Consider the following 21,785-nt stretch of genomic DNA (forward strand, 5'->3'; position numbering starts at 1 on the left):
GGCGGTCGGGGCTACAGCGGCGCAAATTGTCACAACGCCACCCGTATTCTCTCTGTTTCAGCCTGGCCCGAACATTACGATCGTTGGCGCCATGAAGGGATTACGCTGGCGTTGAGTCCAGTGCGTCTGGGCCGTAATCCGCTGCTTGCCGGACTTAAGCATCTGAATCGCCTGGAGCAGGTATTGATTCGCTCTCATCTTGAGCAGACGGATGCCGATGAAGCGCTGGTTCTTGACAGCGAGGGATGGGTTACGGAATGCTGTGCGGCTAATTTGTTCTGGCGTAAAGGTAATGTGGTTTACACTCCCCGGTTGGATCAGGCCGGAGTGAACGGCATTATGCGACAATTCTGTATCCGTATGCTGGCACAATCACCGTTCAGTCTTGTCGAAGTGTATGCCGGGTTGGAGGAGATTATGCAAGCCGATGAAATCGTCGTCTGTAACGCATTAATGCCGGTTATTCCCGTGCGGAGCTGTGGCGGCACGTTGTTGTCTTCACGTTTATTATTCGATTTTTTAGCCCCACTTTGTGAGCACCCGAATTAGTCATGAAAAAACTGTTACTCGTTGTCCTGTTATTGCTGGTTGTGCTGGGCATTGCCGCGGGAGTGGGAATGTGGAAAGTTCGCCATCTGGCGGACAGTAAGTTATTGATTAAAGAAGAGACCATTTTTACGCTGAAAGCGGGGACAGGCCGTCTGGCTCTCGGTGAACAGCTGTATGTGGATAAGGTTATCAATCGTCCGCGCGTGTTCCAGTGGCTGCTGCGTGTGGAGCCTGAGCTGTCGCATTTTAAGGCGGGTACCTATCGCCTGACGCCCGACATGACGGTGCGAGAGATGCTGCTACTGCTGGAAAGCGGTAAAGAGGCGCAGTTCCCGTTACGTCTGGTGGAAGGGATGCGCCTGAGTGATTACCTCAAACAACTGCGCGATGCGCCCTATATCAAACATACGCTGAGTGACGATAACTACGAGACTGTCGCTCAGGCGCTGAAGCTGGAAAACCCGCAGTGGGTGGAAGGCTGGTTCTGGCCCGATACCTGGATGTATACCGCCAATACGACCGACGTAGCACTGCTAAAACGTGCGCATCAAAAGATGGTTAAAGCGGTGGATACTGTCTGGGAAGGGCGCGCTGATGGTCTGCCTTATCAGGATAAAAATCAGCTAGTGACAATGGCCTCGATTATTGAAAAAGAAACTGCGGTCGCCAGCGAGCGCGACCAGGTGGCCTCGGTCTTTATTAACCGCTTACGTATTGGCATGCGTTTACAAACCGATCCGACGGTGATTTACGGCATGGGGACACGGTATAATGGCAAATTGTCGCGTGTGGATTTAGAAACGCCAACCGCCTATAACACCTACACCATCACCGGGCTGCCGCCTGGCCCGATTGCCATGCCGGGAGAGGCCTCGTTGCAGGCTGCCGCACATCCGGCAAAAACGCCGTATCTCTATTTCGTGGCAGATGGTAAAGGCGGCCACACATTTAACACCAATCTTGTCAGCCATAACCGGTCAGTACAGGATTACCTGAAAGTGCTTAAGGAAAAAAATGGGCAGTAACTATATCGTCATCGAGGGCCTGGAAGGCGCCGGAAAAACCACTGCGCGTAATGTGGTGGTAGAGACACTTGAGCAACTCGGTATTCGTGACATGGTTTTTACCCGCGAGCCTGGTGGAACGCAGCTCGCTGAGAAACTAAGAAGTCTGGTGCTGGACATTAAGTCGGTGGGTGACGAGGTCATTACCGACAAAGCCGAAGTCCTGATGTTTTACGCCGCGCGCGTACAGTTGGTCGAAACTGTTATTAAACCTGCTCTGGCGAGAGGAGCATGGGTCATTGGCGATCGTCACGACCTGTCGACCCAGGCGTATCAGGGCGGTGGCCGCGGCATTGATCAAAATATGCTGGCAACGCTGCGTGATGCGGTACTCGGAAATTTTCGTCCGGACCTGACGCTCTATCTGGATGTCACTCCAGAAGTCGGATTGAAGCGTGCGCGTGCGCGCGGCGAACTGGACCGTATTGAACAGGAATCTTTCGATTTCTTTAATCGCACCCGAGCGCGCTATCTTGAGCTGGCTGCCAAAGACGCCAGCATTCGTACTATCGACGCTACGCAGCCGCTGGAGGCTGTGATGGCTGATATCCGCAATACCGTTACCCAGTGGGTGAAGGAGCAGGGCGCATGAAATGGTACCCATGGTTACGACCTGATTTTGAAAAACTGGTAGCGAGCTACCAGGCCGGTCGTGGTCACCATGCGTTACTGATTCAGGCGTTACCCGGCATGGGCGACGATGCGCTGATTTACGCGCTCAGTCGCTATTTAATGTGTCAGCAGCCGGAAGGACATAAAAGCTGCGGACACTGCCGCGGCTGTCAGCTGATGCAGGCGGGAACGCATCCGGACTACTATTCGCTGCTGCCGGAAAAAGGTAAAAGCACGCTCGGGGTTGATGCGGTACGCGAAGTCAGTGAGAAACTGTACGAGCATTCACGCCTGGGCGGGGCGAAAGTGGTGTGGATCCCGGATGCCGCCCAGTTAACCGACGCCGCCGCTAATGCGTTGCTGAAAACGCTGGAAGAGCCTCCGGCGCAGACCTGGTTCTTCCTCGCCAGTCGAGAGCCTGCGCGTTTATTGGCCACGCTACGTAGCCGCTGTCGGTTACATCACCTTGCACCACCGGCAGAGTCGTACGCTATCTCCTGGCTTAGTCGTGAAGTGACGTTGTCACCGGAAGCATTGTTGAGCGCATTACGTCTGAGTGCGGGATCGCCGGGTGCGGCATTAACGTTACTGCAGGACGCAAGCTGGACGCACCGCACAGATTTCCTCGCTGCGCTGGCGAACATCCTGCATTCAGGCGACTGGTATATCCTGTTAACGGCGCTCAACCACGATCAGGCTGCCGCTCGTTTACACTGGCTGGCAACGCTGCTGACGGATGCTCTAAAGCGTCCCTATGGGGTTTCCCATTTAACCAATCCTGATGCTCAGGATCTCATCTCTTCTATCGCAGAGCGGTTATCCGTCGCCCAGATACAGGCGATACTCGGTGATGTTTGTCATTGCCGTCAGCAGTTGCTGAACGTGACGGGTTTAAACCGTGAACTGGTGTTAACCGATCTTATCCTTCGTATTGAGCATTACCTGCAACCGGGCACCGTACTGCCTGTTCCTCATCTTTGAGAGAGACATTATGTTTTTAGTCGACTCACACTGCCATCTTGATGGCCTGGATTATCAATCTCTGCATAAGGACGTGGATGACGTGTTGGCGAAAGCAGCCGCACGCGATGTGAAATTTTGTCTTGCCGTCGCGACAACCCTGCCGGGATACCGCAGTATGCGTGAACTGGTTGGCCAACGTGACAACGTGGTTTTCTCCTGCGGTGTGCATCCGTTAAATCAGGATGAAACTTATGATGTTGAAGACCTGCGTCGTTTTGCCGCCGAAGACGGTGTGGTAGCGATGGGAGAAACCGGGCTGGATTATTTTTACACGCCGGAAACGAAGGTGCGCCAGCAGGAATCTTTCATCCACCATATTCAGATTGGCCGCGAGTTACAGAAACCGGTTATCGTGCATACCCGTGATGCCCGAGCCGATACATTATCAATTCTGCGCCAAGAAAAGGTGACGGATTGTGGCGGCGTACTACACTGTTTTACAGAGGACAGAGAAACGGCGGGCAAATTGCTGGATCTCGGCTTTTATATCTCGTTTTCCGGCATCGTCACGTTCCGTAATGCTGACCAACTGCGTGATGCTGCCCGTTATGTTCCTCTGGATCGTTTGTTAGTTGAGACGGATTCTCCGTACCTTGCGCCGGTGCCGCATCGTGGAAAAGAGAACCAACCTGCCATGACGCGTGACGTTGCGGAGTATATGGCCGTAGTGAAAGGTGTTGCCGTGGAAGAACTGGCGCAGGCAACCACTGATAACTTTGCCCGCCTGTTTCACATCGATGCTTCTCGCCTGCAATCAGTCCGTTAACTGACTTTTTTTAAAGCTCGTAATTAATAACTAAAGCGAGTAAAGTTCACCGCCACAAAATGGGCGGTGAATAACCAGTTAGACACATTCAGAAACTCATTTTATCGGAATGTGCGAATTTTGCGGCCATTCACAACTGAATTGTGATAGCCGTCAAACAAAAACAGACTGAATTATTTTACTCTGTGTAATAAATAAAGAGCACTTAGATGCTCTGTCCACGGCGAGGCTCTCCCCCCTTGCCAATGCGTGAGAACGTAGAATACACAAAATCATTCAAGCTGCATCAAGGCGGCAAGTGAGTGAATGACAGGAGCTTACTCGAGTAAGTGACTGGAGTGAACGAGCACAGCCAACGTTGAGGCGGTTTGAAGGATGAAGTGTATAAGCACAAATACTCAGGAGCACTCCTAATTATGTTTAAGAATGCATTTGCTAACCTGCAAAAGGTCGGTAAATCGCTGATGCTGCCGGTATCCGTACTCCCGATTGCAGGTATCCTGCTGGGTGTCGGTTCCGCTAACTTCAGCTGGCTGCCAGCCGTTGTATCGCACGTAATGGCAGAAGCAGGCGGTTCTGTTTTTGCGAACATGCCGCTGATCTTTGCCATCGGTGTTGCGTTAGGCTTCACCAACAATGACGGCGTATCTGCACTGGCGTCCGTTGTTGCCTACGGCATCATGGTTAAAACCATGGCTGTTGTTGCGCCGCTGGTTCTGCATTTACCTGCTGAAGAGATCGCCGCTAAACACCTTGCTGACACGGGTGTTCTCGGGGGGATTATCTCCGGTGCGATTGCAGCGTATATGTTCAACCGTTTCTACCGTATCAAATTGCCTGAGTATCTCGGCTTCTTTGCGGGTAAGCGCTTCGTTCCTATTATTTCTGGTCTGGCTGCCATCTTCACAGGCGTGGTTCTGTCCTTCATTTGGCCGCCGATCGGTACTGCTATTCAGACGTTCTCCCAGTGGGCTGCATACCAGAACCCGGTAGTGGCGTTCGGTATCTATGGCTTCATTGAACGCTGCCTGGTGCCGTTTGGTCTGCACCATATCTGGAACGTTCCTTTCCAGATGCAGATCGGTGAGTACACCAACGCTGCGGGCCAGGTGTTCCACGGCGATATCCCTCGCTATATGGCGGGTGACCCGACTGCGGGCAAACTGTCCGGTGGCTTCCTGTTCAAAATGTACGGTTTGCCGGCTGCCGCTATCGCTATCTGGCATTCTGCTAAACCAGAAAACCGCGCGAAAGTGGGCGGTATCATGATCTCCGCGGCGCTGACCTCGTTCCTGACCGGTATTACCGAGCCGATCGAGTTCTCCTTCATGTTCGTGGCGCCGATCCTGTACATCATCCACGCGATTCTGGCTGGTCTGGCATTCCCGATCTGTATCCTGCTGGGTATGCGTGACGGAACATCGTTCTCTCACGGTCTGATCGACTTTATCGTTCTGTCCGGTAACAGCAGCAAACTGTGGCTGTTCCCGATTGTCGGTATCGGTTATGCGATTGTTTACTACACCATCTTCCGTGTGTTGATCAAAGCGCTGGACCTGAAAACGCCTGGTCGCGAAGATGCTACCGAAGACAGCAAAGCGGGTGCGTCCGGCGAAATGGCTCCGGCTCTGGTTGCTGCATTCGGTGGTAAAGAAAACATCACTAACCTCGATGCGTGCATCACTCGTCTGCGTGTTAGCGTGGCTGACGTTGCCAAAGTGGATCAGGCTGGCCTGAAGAAACTGGGTGCGGCGGGCGTCGTGGTTGCTGGTTCCGGTGTTCAGGCGATCTTCGGTACTAAGTCCGATAACCTGAAAACTGAAATGGATGAGTACATCCGTAACAGCTAAGCAGTAAGAAGTTGGGGAGAACTAAGGCAGCCTGCGGGCTGCCTTTTTTAATGCCTTAATTGGCCTGAACGCGAATGGGCGCAGTGGCGGCGAACAGCCACGGACGGGCTTCTGCGTTTACGCGTGGGGACAACGTCTCTCTGACCTGCTGGTGGTAATCATCAATCCACTGTTTCTCAGCATCGCTCAGCAGATGAAGTTCCACCAGGTTCAAATCAATCGGCACCAGCGTCAGCGTCGAGAATCGGCAGAAGCCCGGACGGCTGTTGATAATCTCCACCTGATTCTCAATGCGGATCCCATATTGCCCGGCCAGATAATAACCCGGTTCGATGGTGATGATATTGCCCGCCACCAGAGGCCAGGGGTTAACTTTTTTGGCAATGCGATGAGGTTGTTCATGGATAAGCAACTGATGGCCCACGCCGTGCCCAGTTCCATGATCAAAATCCAGTCCCAAATCCCACAACGCCCGCCGACTAAAGGCATCCAGTTGATGGCCCTGGGTACCGCTGGGGAACTGCAGTGAAATAAGTGACAAGAAGCCTTTCAACACGGCGGTGTAGTGCAAGCGTCGCTGCGGATCCTGTGGGCCAAATGCGAGGGTACGCGTCGTATCCGTCGTACCATTATGATACTGACCACCGGAATCATTCAGGTACATGGCCTGCGAGGTAATTGGCGTATTGGTTTTTTCGCTGGAGTGGTAATGACACATCGCCGCATTGCTGGCAGAGGCTGAAATCGTGCTGAAGCTCTGCTCGATAAATCCCGGCTGCTGTTGGCGAAACTCCAGCTGTTTAGCCTGTGCTTCCAGTTCGGTGATCGGATTGCCTGCCGCTTCGCGTAAAGGGACCTCATGCGCCAGCCATGCGAGGAAGTTAACCCAGGCTGCGCCATCCTGTTCATGGCATTCCCGATAGCCTGCCAGTTCAACGTCATTTTTGTGCGCTTTCATTAACGTGATGGGATCGGGGGCCCACAGGACGTTGCCGCCATGTTCTTCTATGGCAAAACGCAATGCCACCGGAGCGTAGTCTTTATCGACCAGAAAGCGCTTCCCATTTGCCAACTGCTGGCAGCGAGCCAGGAAGTTCTCTTGCGGGGCCAGCGTAAGCGTATCCAACAGCGATGCGGGGAGCTGCTGTGTTTTGTTGCTATCCACAAACCATTCCAGTTCGCCGCTGCGATGGAGCAGGGCAAATGAGAACGGCACTGGAACCATAGCAAGATCCGAACCGCGGACATTGAGCAGCCAGGCGATGTTGTCCGGCAGCGTAATCGCTAGCACGTCGGCCTGATGTTGAACGAGCAGCTCTACCACCCGCGCACGTTTCTGCGCGCTGCTCTCACCGCTGATGTCGAGGGGCATTTCGCGAATGATGCCGCAGGGCGCAGCCGGACGATCGAGCCATATCTGGTCGAAAGGATCTTGCTCCAGAGGCACCAGTTCGCAATGCGTCGCCGACAGCGCTTCAAACTGGCTGTTGACCATCAACAGCGGCTCAAAGCCAATACGCGCGCCCGCTGCAACGTGACACTGCAAATAGTCGGCCAACGGCTCATCGTGTAAGTGGTGAATTTCAAAATCATCCAGCGAGACTTCATTGCGCACCTGGACCTGATAGCGCCCATCGACAAACATTAATGCGCGATCGCGCAGGACCAATGCGAGTCCCGCAGAGCCGCTAAACCCAGTCAGCCAGGCCAGCTTATTATCATGCGGCGTACAATCTTCACTTTGGTGAGCGTCGGCGCGCGGGACAATCATACCGTCCAGTCCCTGCGCTATCAGCAGGTTACGCAGGGCGGAAAGAGGAGTTGAGTTGTGCATAGTTACCTTCAGGCCTTAACGGAACGGCGGTTCGTTGAATGTGCGTAATTTACGGGAGTGCAGTCGGTCGCCTTCGGCACGAAGACGATCGATAGCCCGGATACCTATTTGCAGATGCTCGGAAATGGCGCCTTCATAAAAACGGTTGGCCTGACCAGGCAGTTTGATCTCGCCGTGCAAGGGTTTGTCGGAAACGCAAAGCAATGTGCCGTAGGGAACGCGGAAGCGGTAGCCCTGGGCGGCGATGGTGGCGCTTTCCATATCGATAGCTACCGCGCGGCTGAGGTTAAAGCGCAGCGCAGAGGCGGAGTAACGTAATTCCCAGTTGCGATCGTCGGTGGTTACAACGGTACCGGTACGCAGGCGCTGTTTGACCTCTTCGCCGGGCATGCCGCTGACCTCTTTGGTCGCGTCATACAGCGCGCGTTGCACTTCAGCGATGCTTGGAATCGGGATGTCCGGTGGGAGAACGGCATCCAGTACGTGGTCATCACGCAAATAAGCGTGGGCCAGAACATAATCGCCAATTGCCTGACTTTCACGCAGGCCGCCACAGTGCCCAATCATCAGCCAGACATCAGGGCGCAATACGGCGAGATGATCGCAAATAGTTTTGGCGTTAGACGGGCCGACGCCGATGTTTACCAGCGTGATCCCCTGACCATCAGCGGTAATTAAATGCCAGGCGGGCATCTGGTGCTTCTTCCAGGCGAGGTCAGAGATGGCTTCTTCTGGCGCTTCGGTTTCGGCGGTGATCCAGATCCCGCCCGCGCATGACAGCGCGATGTACGGGCTGTCCGGGTCGAGGATCTGGCTGCAGCCCCAGCGTACGAACTCATCGACATAGCGGGTGTAGTTGGTGAACAGCACAAAGGGCTGGAAATGTTCAACCGGCGTGCCCGTGTAATGACGTAGTCGCGCCAGCGAAAAATCCACGCGTCGGGCATCGAAGTGAGACAGCGGAGAAAATTCCGCCGGATGAAAAATCCCGTCCGCCGTTTCGTCACCAATCTGCGACAATTCAGTGGTGGGGAAATGACGCGTTAATCCGGCGCTCATCGAGCGATCCAGCGTCAGTTCTGAACCGTCAATCACATAGGGATAGGGGATTTCATGCTGCGATGGCTCAACAGAGATATGCGCATCATAATCCTGATACAGCAGCGTAAGCTGTTCTTCAAGATAAGGACGAAAGAGCGACGGACGGGTAATGGTGGTGGTATAGCAACCCGCATGGGTAAAACGGCCATAGGCGCGGGTTTTCGGAGGATTGGTGGCGCTGCCATCCCAGGTGACACGAAGTGATGGGTAAACAAAAAGACCGTTATGGCGGGCGATTACGTCAGGGAGCGTCCCTGTTTCAATATACTTACCAATGGCGCTACGCAGTGATTTAACCGACTGTTCGTACAGCGCGTCCAGTTTATCCAGTGCCTGAGCCGGGGTCAGGCTGGCGCCCTTATTGTTCATGTCTGTCTCCTTGTTCCACAGATATACCGCTCTTCCGATAGTATGTCACAGGAATGTGAAACAAAAGTCAGACGATAAGGAAGATTGTGCGAAGACCGGACGACCCTCGCACCGGGGGTTTAACCGTGCTGCTTATCTCGCATTAACAGCGCGGTAGTGGCGGAGATAAGACAACCCGCCATCAGATAAATAGCTACGCTGTGCCAGTCTCCACCTGAGAATGTCACCAGTGCCGCCGCAATAAAGGGGGTAAAACCGCCGCCAACCACGCTGGCCACCTGATAACCAACGCCTGCGCCGCTGTAGCGATAACTTGCGCCAAACAGACCGGTAAACATAGGCTGCTGTACGCACACCACCATATCGTGCGCGATGTTGGCTAACATAATCGCGAAGAACACGATCCAGAAAATAGACTGTGCTTCCAGTGCCATAAAGAACGGGAAGGCGCTCAGCGTACCGACCAGTGCCCCGGTAATGTAGACGCGACGACGACCAAAGCGGTCGGCAAGCCACGCAAAACAGGGGATGGTCAGACAGCTCAGCCCGCCGACCAGCAATCCGATATTCAGAAACAGCTCGCGCGGCAGGCCCAGGTTTTGCGTCGAGTAGTTAAGAGCAAATGCGGTGACGATATACATCGTCAGCAGTTCACACAGGCGCAGGGCGATAATTTTTAAGAACGCGCCCGGATGGCGGATTAAAGCCTCGATGACCGGAAGCCGCTTTTTCTCCGGTTGCGGCGCCTGTTGCTGCTGTTCGAACTCGGCCGATTCATCCATTCTGTTACGCATCCACAACGCGCCTAATACCAGCACAATGCTGAACAAGAACGGAATACGCCAGCCCCAACTGAGGAACTGCTCATCGGTGGTTTGAGAGCTAATCAGCGAGACCAGGCCGGTAGAAAGCAGCAGACCGACGCCGTACCCGACCTGTACACCGCTGCTATAAAAGGCTTTTTTATTTTTCGGCGCACTTTCGACGGAGAGCAACGCGGCTCCGCCCCATTCACCACCCACGGCGAAGCCCTGAATAGCGCGCAGCGTCACCAGTAGAACAGGGGCCCACCAGCCAATGGTGTCAAAGGAAGGAATAATGCCAATCAGCGCCGTGGCGATCCCCATCATCCAGACGGTGAGCATCAGCATACGTTTACGCCCAAGACGATCGCCGAAGTGGCCGAAGATGACCCCGCCTAGCGGGCGGAACAGAAATCCGACGCCAAAGGTAGCGAAGGCGGCAAGTGTGCCCATCGCCGGACTGACCTGTGGAAAGAACTCGCGGTTAAAGACTAACGCAGCGGTGATGCCATAGAGCAGAAAATCATACCAGTCGACCACGGCGCCCGCGAAGCTACCAAGCGCAGCGCGTCGGGCACGGTTGAGCGAAGAGGTGTCCTGTTGGGAACCCGTGGAGGTGAGGGTGGAATCCATAGTTATCCTGTCTGTACTGTATTCTAGTTATTAGTATTTGAGTTGGGTTACACACATTGCAGCCGATAGATTACCGGCCGTTATGAGATTACCGCGACAGGCATGAAGAGGAAACGATTATATCCCTCGCAGAGGGCAACATGAATAATTAGACGAATGAGAAAATTGAAAAGCAAAAAGCCTGCTCGAAAGCAGGCTTTTCTGAATTTGGCTCCTCTGACTGGACTCGAACCAGTGACATACGGATTAACAGTCCGCCGTTCTACCGACTGAACTACAGAGGAATCGTGTGAACGAGGCGCATATTAGCGAGGGTGATGAGGGTTGTCAAAGGACGAAATGCAATTGTGCGTTCGTTTGCTGACAAAATCAGCAAAGCGGCGAACTTTCCGTCTTTTTATGCTTTTGCCCCATTCTGGTGCGCTTCTACCTTTTCCAGGGCAGCCACAGTTATCTGTATAAGCGTACAAAAAATGTCGTTCTTCACTTTGCTCCTTACCTGACGCGGCGTCAGCGTAAAATGCAGCTTCAGACGAAACTGGCAAGTATCTTGCAATCCTGAATCACATGACTGCCAGCACGGGTTCTGGTATTCCGACAGGAGGCAAAATGAACTTCAGACGACTGAAATATTTCGTAAAAATCGTCGATATTGGTAGCCTGACCCAGGCAGCGGAAGTGTTGCACATCGCGCAACCCGCGCTGAGCCAGCAGGTCGCCACGCTGGAAGGCGAACTGGATCAGCAATTGCTGATTCGTACCAAACGCGGCGTCACGCCCACGGAAGCGGGGAAAGTGCTGTATACCCACGCTCGAACGATTTTACGTCAGTGTGAACAGGCGCAACTTGCAGTCAATAATGTTGGCCAGACTCTGAGTGGTCAGGTTTCTATTGGCCTGGCACCGGGTACGGCAGCATCATCCATCACTATGCCACTGTTACAAACAGTACGTGCCGAACTGCCTGATGTACTGGTCTATTTGCATGAAAACAGTGGGGCAGTGCTAAATGACAAGCTTCTCAGCGGACAATTAGACATGGCAGTGCTCTATGAGCGCTCGCCCGTGGCGGGCATCAGTTGTCAGCCGTTGCTGAAAGAGGATCTTTTCCTTGTGGGGACGCGTGATTGTCCAGGCCAAAGCGTCGATTTAGCCGCAGTGGCGCAGATGAATCTGTTTTTGCCGCGGGATTACAGTGCGGTGCGTTTGCGGGTGGATGAGGCTTTTTCGCTACGTCGCTTAACGGCCAAAGTCATTGGCGAAATCGAGTCTATCTCGACCTTAACGGCTGCCATTGCCAGCGGTATGGGCGTCACTGTGTTACCCGAATCGGCAGCCCGCGCACTGTGCAATGCAGCAAATGGCTGGATGGCGCGGATTACTGCTCCATCAATGAATCTGCCGCTCTCGTTGAATGTGTCGGCCATGGGGAGCTTGTCGCCACAAGCGCAGGCAGTCAAGGAGATCCTGTTGTCGCTGGTTAGCCGACCAATGCTGGAAAACCGTGAGTTGCAACTGGTGAGCTAAACCTTATTCCCAAGAGGAATAAGATGCAGGTTTTTATTATTTGTTATGCCGGGCATCAGACTTTAACAATAGCGTAATGTCTGATGTGCCCGGAGTGTAAAGTGAATTTCCAGCAACTTAAAATAATCCGCGAGGCGGCCCGTCAGGATTACAACCTGACGGAAGTCGCGAATATATTGTATACCTCGCAGTCGGGCGTCAGCCGACATATTCGTGAACTTGAAGATGAACTTGGCATCGAAATATTTATTCGTCGCGGGAAACGCCTGCTGGGCATGACCGAACCGGGTAAAGCCTTACTGGGCATTGCCGAACGTATTCTGAATGAGGCCAGCAACGTCCGCCGTCTGGCGGATCTGTTTACCAATGACACCTCAGGTGTTCTGACGATAGCCACCACGCATACCCAGGCGCGCTATAGCCTGCCTGCAGTGATTAAAGCATTTCGTGAGCTTTTCCCGGAAGTGCGTCTGGAACTGATTCAGGGCACGCCACAGGAGATCGAAGCGTTGTTGCAAAATGGCGGAGCAGATATTGGGATTGCCAGTGAACGTCTGAGTAGCGATCCACTGCTGGTGGCTTTTCCCTGGTTTCGTTGGCACCACAGTCTGCTCGTTCCGCACGACCATCCAATCGTCAAGACATCACCTTTAACGCTGGAATCCATCGCCCATTGGCCGTTAATTACTTATCGCCAGGGGATTACGGGGCGTTCGCGTATTGATGAAGCGTTTGCCCGAAAAGGGTTAGTGCCGGATATCATACTCAGCACCCAGGATTCGGATGTGATTAAAACTTATGTGGCGTTGGGACTGGGTATTGGGCTGGTGGCAGAGCAATCCAGTGGCGAGCAGGAGGAGGGCAGTTTGACCCGTCTGGATACCCGGCATTTATTTGATGCAAACACCGTCTGGCTGGGGTTGAAACGAGGACAACTACAGCGCAACTATGTCTGGCGATTCATCGAGCTATGCAACGCAGGATTATCCGTGGATGAAATTAAGCGCCAGGCAATGGAGCCGGATGAAATGATGATTGACTATCAGATATAAAGCGGGCTTTTCAATATCAATTACGTTGCCACTGGCGCTCTTTTGAGTGCGCCAGTCTTCCACTGACTCTGCGGCCTGCATTGCGCCGGTGTCTGTAGCGAAAAATTAAGCCCCGGTAATAAATGAGACAAAGCGATTAAGCACCCGGCTGACTTCTCGGTTTTTAAGCCATATCATCATAGTATTCACGTTACCTATTTGTGGCGTAATCGCATGGCTACGGATAGGGAAATTATGTTCATACTGTCTGACTACGCTCTCTGGCAACAGGGCAATCCCCATTCCGGCACTCACGCAGCCAAGGATCGCCTGAAAAGAGCCGAACTCCAGGGGATCGGCATAATCGACTCCCTGCAGCCGCAGCCATTGTCCCAGACGGGAGCGATAGTTACACCCCTTAACAAAGACCAGCGGTCTTGACACCTTGAGATCCGCGCCGGTAATGACATCCCGGTGTTCTGCCGCCGTCACCAGTACCAGCGTTTCCTGACATAAAATGTGCGATTGCAGAGGCGAATTTTCCGTGTGCAGTCCCTGATGATCGGCAACGAAAGCGATTTCCAGTTCATTGTTCAGGATGTGCTGCACCAGTACCTCCGTGGGGGAGGTTTTCAGGTTTAGCTCAACGGAAGGCATTTCGCGGTGGAAATTCGCCAGTATCGAAGGCAGACGTACCGCTGCGGTCGTTTCCATTGCGCCGATGCGTAACGGCCCCGCCACTTTTGTTCCATGCATGGACAATTCCGCTTCGTGTAACAGAGCCAGAATTTTGTTGGCATAGCGAAGAAGAAGCTCGCCTTCAGGGGTGATGTAGAGACGATTTTTCTCACGGACAAACAGAGATACGTCAAGGCTGGCTTCCAGCTGTTTGAGACGGGTTGTGACATTCGATGAAACGCAGTGCAGACTACGTGCAGCAGCGGATATGGAACCCGTTTCCGCAACCGTTTTAAACAAATTAAGCGAGGTACTGTTCATAGAAGGCATTACCTAAAGTGAATGTTTTCGTCATTTTTATTAACTTTTTATTATCATTTCCCTGTGTAATATAACAATCAAACTTAATTCGTCTTTTGAGGCCAAAAAATGGATCTCGATCACAGTGCTGTTGGCCATCGTCAGTTGAGTACTGCTGTATTTGGTATGATCGTCTTGACCTTAGGAATGGGAATTGGGCGTTTTTTATATACCCCTATGCTTCCCGTTATGCTTCATGAAGGGCTTTTTACCTTTTCGCAATTATCCTTAATTGCCAGCGCCAACTATGCAGGTTACCTCGTCGGCAGTCTCCTTTTCTCCTTTGGTATTTTTAACGCAGTCAATAAGTTAAGAATGCTGTTACTGGCTTCAGCGTTACTCACAGGCCTGCTGATTTTTTTGATGGCACAAGTGACTCAGCCTGAAATTATTCTGTTAATCAGATTCCTTGCGGGTGTGGCAAGCGCGGGAATGATGATATTTGGTTCAATGCTGGTGCTCCAGCATACCCATAATCCTTTTGTTATCGCCTCACTGTTTTCAGGCGTAGGAATAGGCATTTTTATCGGTAATGAATATGTCATTGCTGGCGTGTCTTACGCGTTAGATTCACGCTTGTTGTGGATTGGCGCTTCCATACTTTCAACGATATTTTTCGTCATCCTGGTAATTTTATTGCCGAAAGATAAGCATATGATCCCCGCGGTAAAAGCAGTCGTAAGTGCGGAACCTGAAATCCAGTGGTGGAATTTAGCCTTACTGTATGGTCTGGCCGGATTCGGTTATATCATTGTCGCTACATATTTACCGTTAATGGCCCGGGGGGTTGGCAACACCTTTTTAGCCGACCATATCTGGTCCATTGTCGGTCTTGCCGTTATTCCTGGATGCTATGGCTGGTTATGGGCTGCGCGCAAGTGGAATATATTATCCTGCCTAAGTGTTAACTTAATTGTTCAGGCGAGTTGCGTAGTCATGGCCATATTTATTAACTCACCACTGCTACTAACCATTAGCTGTATTGGTTTTGGCGGCACATTCATGGGGACCAGTTCTTTGGTCATGCCGCTGGCAAGAAAAATAAGGGCACCAAAAAATATTAACCTTCTTGGCCTCGTTACGCTGACTTATGGGGTCGGGCAGATCGTCGGTCCATTAATTGTCAGTGCTTTCCAGAGCAATAAAAATGGAATGACCTATTCCATATTATTGGGTGCAGCCTCGTTATTCATCGCAGCAGGGATTAGCTATTTACAATACAGTAAAGTTAAATATTCAGACAGTTGGAGCAAAGAATGAAAAAAATGACAGTGGCTATACTGGGTATGGGACCGCGTGGTTTAAGTATTCTGGAAAGGATTTGTGCCCTGCATACAGAGTCTGCGATTAATGAACATATGCAGATCATTATTATTGATAAAAATGCCATGAGTGTGGGAGCGCATAGTTTGTCTCAGCCCGATCATTTATTAGTTAATACTGTTGCCTGTCAAATAACATTGTTTGGCGATGCGACCGTAAAAAATGCCGACCCTTTTCGCCCGGGCCCATGTTTTCATCAATGGGCTAACAATCAGGGTTATCGCAAAGTGAATGATCGCTATATAAAAAGCGAAACAGGTAGAGCTATTGATGCAAATGATTACTTGCCTCGTCGCTTATTGGGGGAATATTTGAATTGGGCGTATGAGAGAATACTAAAAACGGTATTGTGCGTCCCTTTATGAACGATGGTTATCATCCAGGCGGGCTGGATATTGATATCAATCAGCATCCGATTAACTGCCTTGGGGAAACGCAAGAATCGATTTGGGTGTTAGGCAATCCAGCGGAAGGGGCTAATTTTTACACTTACGTATTGCCCCGATCCCTTGTCAATTCGAGGTTCCTGGTCGATGCCGGGCGCTGTGTAACCGATATGTATCAACAATTGCACCATCGCAATGTTCAGCATGAGGTTGTCATTAATGCAGACTGAGCAAATCCAGACGCACGGTAATCTCTGGCAAAATCTGCAATCCTCAATGATTGTGATCTCATTGGGTGTTTTCCTTGCATCCTGTGTGCTCGCCGGTAAATATCCCTTGATGTCTGCTTTAGCACTCGTTGCGTCAATATTGTATATCCTGTCAACTTTTTCATTCTGGTGGAAAAAATCATCGGCAAGAAGTGGGATACTCATTTTTCTCGCTTCGATGATTTTTCTACTGACAGCAAACAAGAGTGGGGAACTTAACCTCCTCGCTGTATTTGTACGATATTCAGACGTCATGCTCTTGCTGGTGGGGATTGCATTACTCCGGCAGGTGATGAACGCGATAAATTTTAACGCTGCGCTGGGGGCATATTTACTGCAGAAAAAACCGTCTCGAGTCACATTGTCCATTACGTTGCTGACCGCTTTTTTAACCTGGCCAATGAGCCTTGGGGCCATTCCGCTCCTGCTTGATAGCCTGAAAAAAGTGGTTCAACCGAAGTTTAACCTGGCGAAGATTGTCACTCGTACGGTATGTATCACGATGGTTTTAATGCCGACGACTATTGGTGCTGCGGCAGTATGGGCAGCTATGCCGGATATCCCTCATGTTCCGGCGATGCTGGTCGGCATTCCCCTGTTTTTATTCAGTATCCTGTTAAACCAGAAATCGCGTGTCCAACTGGTTGCCGAAGATAGTCATACGGTTTCTGACCGCGGCAATATGACCTCGATTCTTGCTTTTATCGGCTTGTTTTGGGGAAGCTTTATTCTATCTTTGAGCGTGCTGGGGTTGAATCCTTTGCAGAGCATCACCTTCACGGCAGTTGTTCTTTTTATCGTCAGCCATTTTGTGAATCGCAAAAAGCAGTGGGCACAACAACTGTCTGAATCTGCTCAGGGGATCTCCGGCGAAGTGGTATTACTCCTGGCATGTAGCCTATTAACATCGGTATGTATGATGTTATTTGCAAACATCCCGCAAGGCATTACAGCGTTTGTTAGCGGTCTTACAACTTTTCAGTGCTATGCCATTATTTTATTTGTTCTGCCCTTGCCTGGTATCCTCGGTATTCATCCCCTAATTATATTTAGCGTGTCGTGGTCGATTTTTTCCGACTATCTTTCCGGCAGCGTGGTGGATTATCAGATTTGGATTTGCCTTTTTATTGCTACGCAACTGCTATCTCCGGTATCGATAAACGCAATTTTTGCTGCTAACAGCCTTAATGTTTCTCCCGGCAGAACCAGTTTCCAGATGCATTATGGTTATGTTCTGCTGTTTAACCTGTTTGCGCTTAGCTACCTCGGCGCATTATCCACAATCATTTAGTTTACAGGAGTTGTTATGCCCTACGTAAATATTAAGATCACTAAAGAAGGTGTGACCGATAAACAAAAGAAACAGCTGATGGAAGGTGCGACTCAGCTACTGGTGGATGTGCTTAATAAAAACCCTGCTACAACCATTGTGGTTATTGACGAAGTCGATACCGATAACTGGGGGATTGGCGGCGTACCGGTGACCGAGTTGCGTAAAAAAAGCCAGTAATAGTGAATGTGATGGCGGGGGAACGTGCGTTCCTCGCCTGATATCCGCAGTCATCGTATTTTGCCCAAGATGCAGGTAATGATATTGGCCCTTGCCGGTGTCATAAGTTGAGAAAAATAACCAACATACATTATTGTCTCTTTTCTGAGGATGTCATATATGCATGCTTATCATCATATACGTTTGGGTAATACCTCGATTAATGTTAAAAAAAGCTTTGATGAGTTGCTACCTGATCCCTGGCTTAAAGCTGAAGATGGAAAATTTCGTTTTCGAAGTTATCTTCAGGCAAAAGCAGGGTGTGAAAAATATTTTAGTTTGTGTGAGGCCGGAGTTTTCTTTCAGTCTGAAAAAGTTAATACGTATTCAGGTGGTATCAGCAGAAAGTATCCAGAAATAAAACAGGATGTTGCCGAAGAAGTTATGAATCTGGTATTTAGCAAATTACTGCCATTGTTACCGAAGGAGAACTATAACGTAGGTATTCATCAAATAAGAATTACAACACATGATCGACAACCGGGCTATCCTGCTCCGGAAGGTATACATCAGGATGGCTTTAAGTTCATTGCCGTCTATTGCAGCGAAATGGAAAATATCGCCGGTGGCGATACTACGTTAATCCCTCATCACGACGGCGGAAATGACGCAACAACCTTCAAAATTCTGGCGGGGGAGGCGATCATTTTCAATGATGTTAATTATCTGCATTATACCGCACCTATCGTACCGCTGTTGCCCGGGAAAGGATTTCGGGATGTGTTTGTCATTACGTTTGATATCGAGAGTGAAAAATAATGAACATCTTACTGTGCCCACCCAAAATTCTTTTACAACACTCGCCAAACGCCTGGCATGAACTCCAGCAATCAACGCCGTTAGTGATAGCCACCTGCGCTAGTCAAAAAGCGGCGATCTTGCATCATATGGGGAATGATTTTACCTTTCTGTTTTATGAAAACTTTAACGATAATCCCCTGGTAGAACTGGATATTTATCATTATGCTCGTTCGAACAACGCCAGCGGTATTTACTTCCTGGCTGAAATTGATGTGCTCAGAGCGGCAAGGATCAGCGATCGTTTAGGTTTAACGCAGGGGCGTGAGAATGCGGTGATCCTGTTTCGCGATAAGTTTCTGATGAAATCCCGTGTGCAGCAATATCAGTTACCGATTCCAGCAATGGCTCGCGTGGGAAATGCGACGGCAATGGCCTCATTTATTGCGTAACAAGGATATCCCTGCGTGATAAAACCAAATGATGGACGTGGATCTCTGGGAGTGGTGGTTTTAAAAAATGAAGGTCAGTTATTTAAATATCTGGCGCAGATGAAATCCTCTGAATACCATAATCTGTTAATCGAGAAGTTTATCGAATGTGAGGCTTATCAGATCAACGCGTTGTATCTGCAGGGGAAAACCATATTTATTTCCGCCTCTCGGGCCACGGTATCTTGTCTTGATTTTCTATCAGGGCAAACCTTAGGGCTGGTCATGGAAGATGATAATTCACTACACCAGAAGTTGATTGACTATACAAAATACCTTGCGAAAGAAGTCTTCCCTATTGAGAAAAACACCTTACTTCATCTTGAGGTATTTGTGGATCAGGGCGGTAATATTATTTTCGGCGAGCTTGCCTGCCGGTTAGGCGGATGTTTCGTTAATGAAGAATTAGGTGCGGCGTTTGGCCTCGATCCGCGTATGACATGGCTGAAGGCCTGTCTGAACGAAACGTATCCGCGGGATTTAGCGCAAAGAATACCTGTTATCCGGGTTGGACAACTGAATGTGCCGCCTTCTCAAGGAACCTTACAGGCTATTGCGGATAAATGTCCGTTACCTTTTGTGATCAATTATCGGGCTACAGGTGTTGTCGGACGTCATTACGATGTGATGAAACTGACGAATGGTGAGATTGTCAGTGCTATTGTTGAAGGTGAGTCCAGTCGCGAAATTGAGGAACATCTTGCGATGCTAACGCAATGGGTGATCGATAATACGCATTGGGTTAAAGATACGGTGCACTGAATATATTCATGACGGTGCCGGCGAAAACTATTGTTATCTGAACAACCGGCCAGGAGAGGTACTGGATGAGAGTATTGGCAGGTATTATCCTCTGTTTTCTCGTCGGGCAGGGATTCACTTTCTGTAACGTTCCACTGGGCATGATGTTTGGTGCCCTTTTTACCGTGCTTATGCTTAAACGTATTGGGTTCTCCGTATCCTCAATGCCGGGGAGTATCACGGTTATCCAGCTTTCTCTCGGAATCTCGATAGGGATTATGTTCAGAGATTTTTCATATGGCGAACATCGACAGATAAGCCTTTTGTTTGCTTTGTTATTACTCTGCTTATCTTTACAATTTACCTTGAGTTACTTCTGGTGTGTGCGGCGGTTAGGCTGGAGTAAAGAAGAGGCGCTTTTAGGTGCGGTGCCAGGAGCGATGGCGGCGGTACTGGCGTTAGCCTCCCATATTAAGACGCCGCCACAAAAGATTGTGATCTCGCATTCTCTGCGTCTCATTACCCTGACGTTTCTGGCCGGGTATATCACGCGTGGGGCATCTGCAGATATTCTGGCAGCGACTCCAGCTGTTTTTTTCTCCGGACACAATCTGCTCTGGCTGACCGGAATGGTATTAGCAGGATATATTGCAGGGAAGTTTCTGGAGCGCTTACATTTCCCTGCACCCTTTATGATAACCTCGCTGGTTTGCGCGGCGGCATTGCACCCGTTATCTTCACAACCGCTAATTTTCCCCGATCTCTTTAACCAGATTAGCATGGTGCTGATGGGGATCTTGCTGGGGCATCATTTTACGACTTATTTGATGGCTGAATTTAGTCGTTATCTTTGGTCTTCGGTACAGCTTGTTCTCATTGGACTGGGAGTGACGATAATCATGGCATTTATCTCGGCGCGCTTGCTGGATTATCCCTTCCCGGTGTTGATGCTCTCCTGGGTTCCCGGCAGTGTGGAGTCGATGTCATTTGCCGCGCTGGCGTTAAAAGCGGATGCGAGCTTTGTTATGGCGAATCATATTATTCGTATGCTTCTCATTCATACCGTTCCAGCATTGGTTTTCTTTCGCAAAAGACAGATGAAAGTGGATTAATGTCTTCCTTGAAGAGCAAGGTAATGTTGTGGCGTTGCGGTTATTATTGCGCTTATCCGCCACTGGCCCAAAGGCGAGAGATTGATTGCCGAAGCGCTTGACGTCGTGCCTGAAAAAATCTGGCCTTCATGCTATCGCTGATGCTCCTCCGGTGCAGTCCGGATATGGAAGGTGCGCCGTATTTCGTTTATCAGATCTGTCATAATCCTTTGAACCGCAAAAACAGTTTTCACGCTTTATTACGCTCAGGAAATCACGATAAATCTGATGAATAATTGTGCATCGCCTGATACAGATGTTATATCAAAATATAATATCCGAAGGTGCTCTATGTATACCACTCGTCTGAAAAAGGTTGGCGGATCCGTCATACTGGCGGACCCTCCCGCCGTGCTGAAAACGCTGGGGCTGTCGACGGACAGCGAAGTGGGTATGACCATTGATGATGGCTGCCTGATTATTGAACCCCAGAAACGGCCCCGTTATTCGCTTGAGGAACTGCTGGCACAGTGCGATCCGCACGCCGAAATGAGCGACGAGGATCGGATATGGATTGATGCGCCTGCGATGGGCAAAGAGGTCCTGTAAATGGACAGAGGGGAAATCTGGCTTGTCTCACTGGATCCTACAGCCGGACATGAACAAAGCGGAAAATGTCCGGTACTTATCGTATCGAAGGCATCATTTAATAAGTTCACCCGGCTACCTATTGTCGTTCCCTTCACCAGTGGCGGAAACTTTGCTCGCACGGCAGGTTTCACTGTTTCACTGGAAGGGGCGGGGACAAAAACTATGGGCGTTATTGGCTGCGACCAGCCCAGAACTATAGATATGGCGGCCCGGAACGGCAAGTGTCTGGAACGCATACCTGACGCCGTTGTCAATGAGGTGCTTGCAAGGCTGGATGCGATTCTGAGTTAACACCAGAGACGCAAAAAAGCAAAAAGCCCGCTTAGTTTCCTAAGCAGGCTTTTTA

The 21,785-nt window shown here is 50.5% G+C and carries 22 protein-coding genes, 1 tRNA gene and 1 pseudogene; 19 read left to right on the forward strand and 5 right to left on the reverse strand.

Annotated elements, in window-relative coordinates:
• The 6 genes from pabC to ptsG form a co-directional block, all read left to right on the forward strand.
• The coding region (gene pabC / locus FDW92_RS23220; protein ID WP_249357170.1) for an aminodeoxychorismate lyase at positions 1–549 on the forward strand (549 nt) is incomplete at its 5' end.
• A 2-nt stretch (positions 550–551) separates the two neighbouring features.
• Positions 552–1,574 (forward strand): cell division protein YceG, encoded by a 1,023-nt coding sequence (yceG, locus tag FDW92_RS11130; RefSeq protein ID WP_042309177.1) that lies wholly within the window; start codon positions 552–554, stop codon positions 1,572–1,574.
• Positions 1,564–2,205, forward strand: coding sequence for a dTMP kinase (gene tmk / locus FDW92_RS11135; protein WP_042309174.1), 642 nt, complete (start codon positions 1,564–1,566; stop codon positions 2,203–2,205). The genes yceG and tmk overlap by 11 nt, the downstream gene beginning before the upstream one ends.
• A complete protein-coding gene (gene holB / locus FDW92_RS11140; RefSeq protein ID WP_042309172.1) occupies positions 2,202–3,206 on the forward strand; it encodes a DNA polymerase III subunit delta' in 1,005 nt (334 codons plus the stop codon). The genes tmk and holB overlap by 4 nt, the downstream gene beginning before the upstream one ends.
• A 10-nt stretch (positions 3,207–3,216) precedes the next feature.
• Positions 3,217–4,014 carry a metal-dependent hydrolase gene (locus FDW92_RS11145; RefSeq protein ID WP_061381762.1) on the forward strand — a complete coding sequence of 266 codons (798 nt, stop codon included), beginning with the start codon at positions 3,217–3,219 and terminating at the stop codon, positions 4,012–4,014.
• A 416-nt stretch (positions 4,015–4,430) separates the two neighbouring features.
• Positions 4,431–5,864, forward strand: a complete 1,434-nt coding sequence (gene ptsG, locus FDW92_RS11150) for a PTS glucose transporter subunit IIBC (protein WP_003036277.1) — start codon at positions 4,431–4,433, stop codon at positions 5,862–5,864.
• A 55-nt stretch (positions 5,865–5,919) separates the two neighbouring features.
• Here ptsG and FDW92_RS11155 read toward each other — a convergent pair whose 3' ends face one another.
• The 4 genes from FDW92_RS11155 to FDW92_RS11170 all read right to left on the reverse strand — a co-directional run bounded on the left by FDW92_RS11155 (position 5,920) and on the right by FDW92_RS11170 (position 10,888).
• Complete coding sequence (locus FDW92_RS11155; protein ID WP_042309168.1) at positions 5,920–7,698, reverse strand: aminopeptidase P family protein; 1,779 nt, start codon at positions 7,696–7,698, stop codon at positions 5,920–5,922.
• 15 nt (positions 7,699–7,713) lie between these two features.
• Positions 7,714–9,168: an AMP nucleosidase gene (locus tag FDW92_RS11160; protein WP_042309167.1), complete on the reverse strand. Its 1,455-nt coding sequence runs from the start codon at positions 9,166–9,168 to the stop codon at positions 7,714–7,716.
• Between the two features lie 119 nt (positions 9,169–9,287).
• Complete coding sequence (shiA, locus tag FDW92_RS11165; RefSeq protein WP_042309164.1) at positions 9,288–10,604, reverse strand: shikimate transporter; 1,317 nt, start codon at positions 10,602–10,604, stop codon at positions 9,288–9,290.
• A gap of 208 nt (positions 10,605–10,812) precedes the next feature.
• Positions 10,813–10,888: transfer RNA gene (locus FDW92_RS11170), tRNA-Asn, on the reverse strand.
• A 325-nt stretch (positions 10,889–11,213) separates the two neighbouring features.
• On the opposite strand from FDW92_RS11170, the gene nac reads away from it, so the two are divergent.
• Positions 11,214–12,131, forward strand: coding sequence for a nitrogen assimilation transcriptional regulator NAC (nac, locus tag FDW92_RS11175; RefSeq protein WP_042309161.1), 918 nt, complete (start codon positions 11,214–11,216; stop codon positions 12,129–12,131).
• Positions 12,132–12,232: 101 nt separating this feature from the next.
• Entirely contained in the window at positions 12,233–13,183 is a 951-nt protein-coding gene (gene cbl / locus FDW92_RS11180; RefSeq protein WP_137400625.1) for an HTH-type transcriptional regulator Cbl, read from the forward strand.
• A 105-nt stretch (positions 13,184–13,288) separates the two neighbouring features.
• Here the strand turns inward: cbl and FDW92_RS11185 are convergent, their stop codons facing one another.
• Positions 13,289–14,161, reverse strand: coding sequence for a LysR family transcriptional regulator (locus FDW92_RS11185; RefSeq protein ID WP_042309157.1), 873 nt, complete (start codon positions 14,159–14,161; stop codon positions 13,289–13,291).
• A gap of 108 nt (positions 14,162–14,269) precedes the next feature.
• On the opposite strand from FDW92_RS11185, the gene FDW92_RS11190 reads away from it, so the two are divergent.
• The 11 genes and pseudogenes from FDW92_RS11190 (at position 14,270) to FDW92_RS11240 (ending at position 21,730) form a co-directional block, all read left to right on the forward strand.
• Positions 14,270–15,460, forward strand: coding sequence for an MFS transporter (locus FDW92_RS11190; RefSeq protein ID WP_042309155.1), 1,191 nt, complete (start codon positions 14,270–14,272; stop codon positions 15,458–15,460).
• Complete coding sequence (locus tag FDW92_RS11195; protein ID WP_042309153.1) at positions 15,457–15,888, forward strand: FAD/NAD(P)-binding protein; 432 nt, start codon at positions 15,457–15,459, stop codon at positions 15,886–15,888. The genes FDW92_RS11190 and FDW92_RS11195 overlap by 4 nt, the downstream gene beginning before the upstream one ends.
• A gap of 240 nt (positions 15,889–16,128) precedes the next feature.
• Entirely contained in the window at positions 16,129–17,469 is a 1,341-nt protein-coding gene (locus FDW92_RS11200) for a hypothetical protein (RefSeq protein WP_042309149.1), read from the forward strand.
• Positions 17,470–17,484: 15 nt separating this feature from the next.
• Positions 17,485–17,688: a 4-oxalocrotonate tautomerase family protein gene (locus FDW92_RS11205; protein WP_038639801.1), complete on the forward strand. Its 204-nt coding sequence runs from the start codon at positions 17,485–17,487 to the stop codon at positions 17,686–17,688.
• Between the two features lie 159 nt (positions 17,689–17,847).
• A complete protein-coding gene (locus FDW92_RS11210) occupies positions 17,848–18,486 on the forward strand; it encodes a 2OG-Fe dioxygenase family protein (RefSeq protein WP_042309146.1) in 639 nt (212 codons plus the stop codon).
• On the forward strand, positions 18,486–18,917 hold the full coding sequence (locus FDW92_RS23225) for a hypothetical protein (protein WP_227255146.1): 432 nt from the start codon (positions 18,486–18,488) through the stop codon (positions 18,915–18,917). The genes FDW92_RS11210 and FDW92_RS23225 overlap by 1 nt, the downstream gene beginning before the upstream one ends.
• Positions 18,918–18,932: 15 nt before the next feature.
• On the forward strand, positions 18,933–19,718 hold the full coding sequence (locus FDW92_RS23230; RefSeq protein WP_227255145.1) for an ATP-grasp domain-containing protein: 786 nt from the start codon (positions 18,933–18,935) through the stop codon (positions 19,716–19,718).
• Between the two features lie 65 nt (positions 19,719–19,783).
• Positions 19,784–20,809 carry an AbrB family transcriptional regulator gene (locus FDW92_RS11220; protein WP_042309143.1) on the forward strand — a complete coding sequence of 342 codons (1,026 nt, stop codon included), beginning with the start codon at positions 19,784–19,786 and terminating at the stop codon, positions 20,807–20,809.
• A 48-nt stretch (positions 20,810–20,857) separates the two neighbouring features.
• Positions 20,858–20,950 (forward strand): annotated as a pseudogene (locus FDW92_RS11225) (helix-turn-helix domain-containing protein); the annotation flags it as partial.
• A 189-nt stretch (positions 20,951–21,139) separates the two neighbouring features.
• Positions 21,140–21,397 (forward strand): antitoxin, encoded by a 258-nt coding sequence (locus FDW92_RS11235; RefSeq protein WP_042309142.1) that lies wholly within the window; start codon positions 21,140–21,142, stop codon positions 21,395–21,397.
• On the forward strand, positions 21,398–21,730 hold the full coding sequence (locus FDW92_RS11240; RefSeq protein WP_042309140.1) for a type II toxin-antitoxin system PemK/MazF family toxin: 333 nt from the start codon (positions 21,398–21,400) through the stop codon (positions 21,728–21,730).
• Positions 21,731–21,785: the final 55 nt, after the last annotated feature.

This window comes from Citrobacter sp. wls706 (assembly GCF_005281305.1).
GTDB lineage: Bacteria > Pseudomonadota > Gammaproteobacteria > Enterobacterales > Enterobacteriaceae > Citrobacter > Citrobacter werkmanii.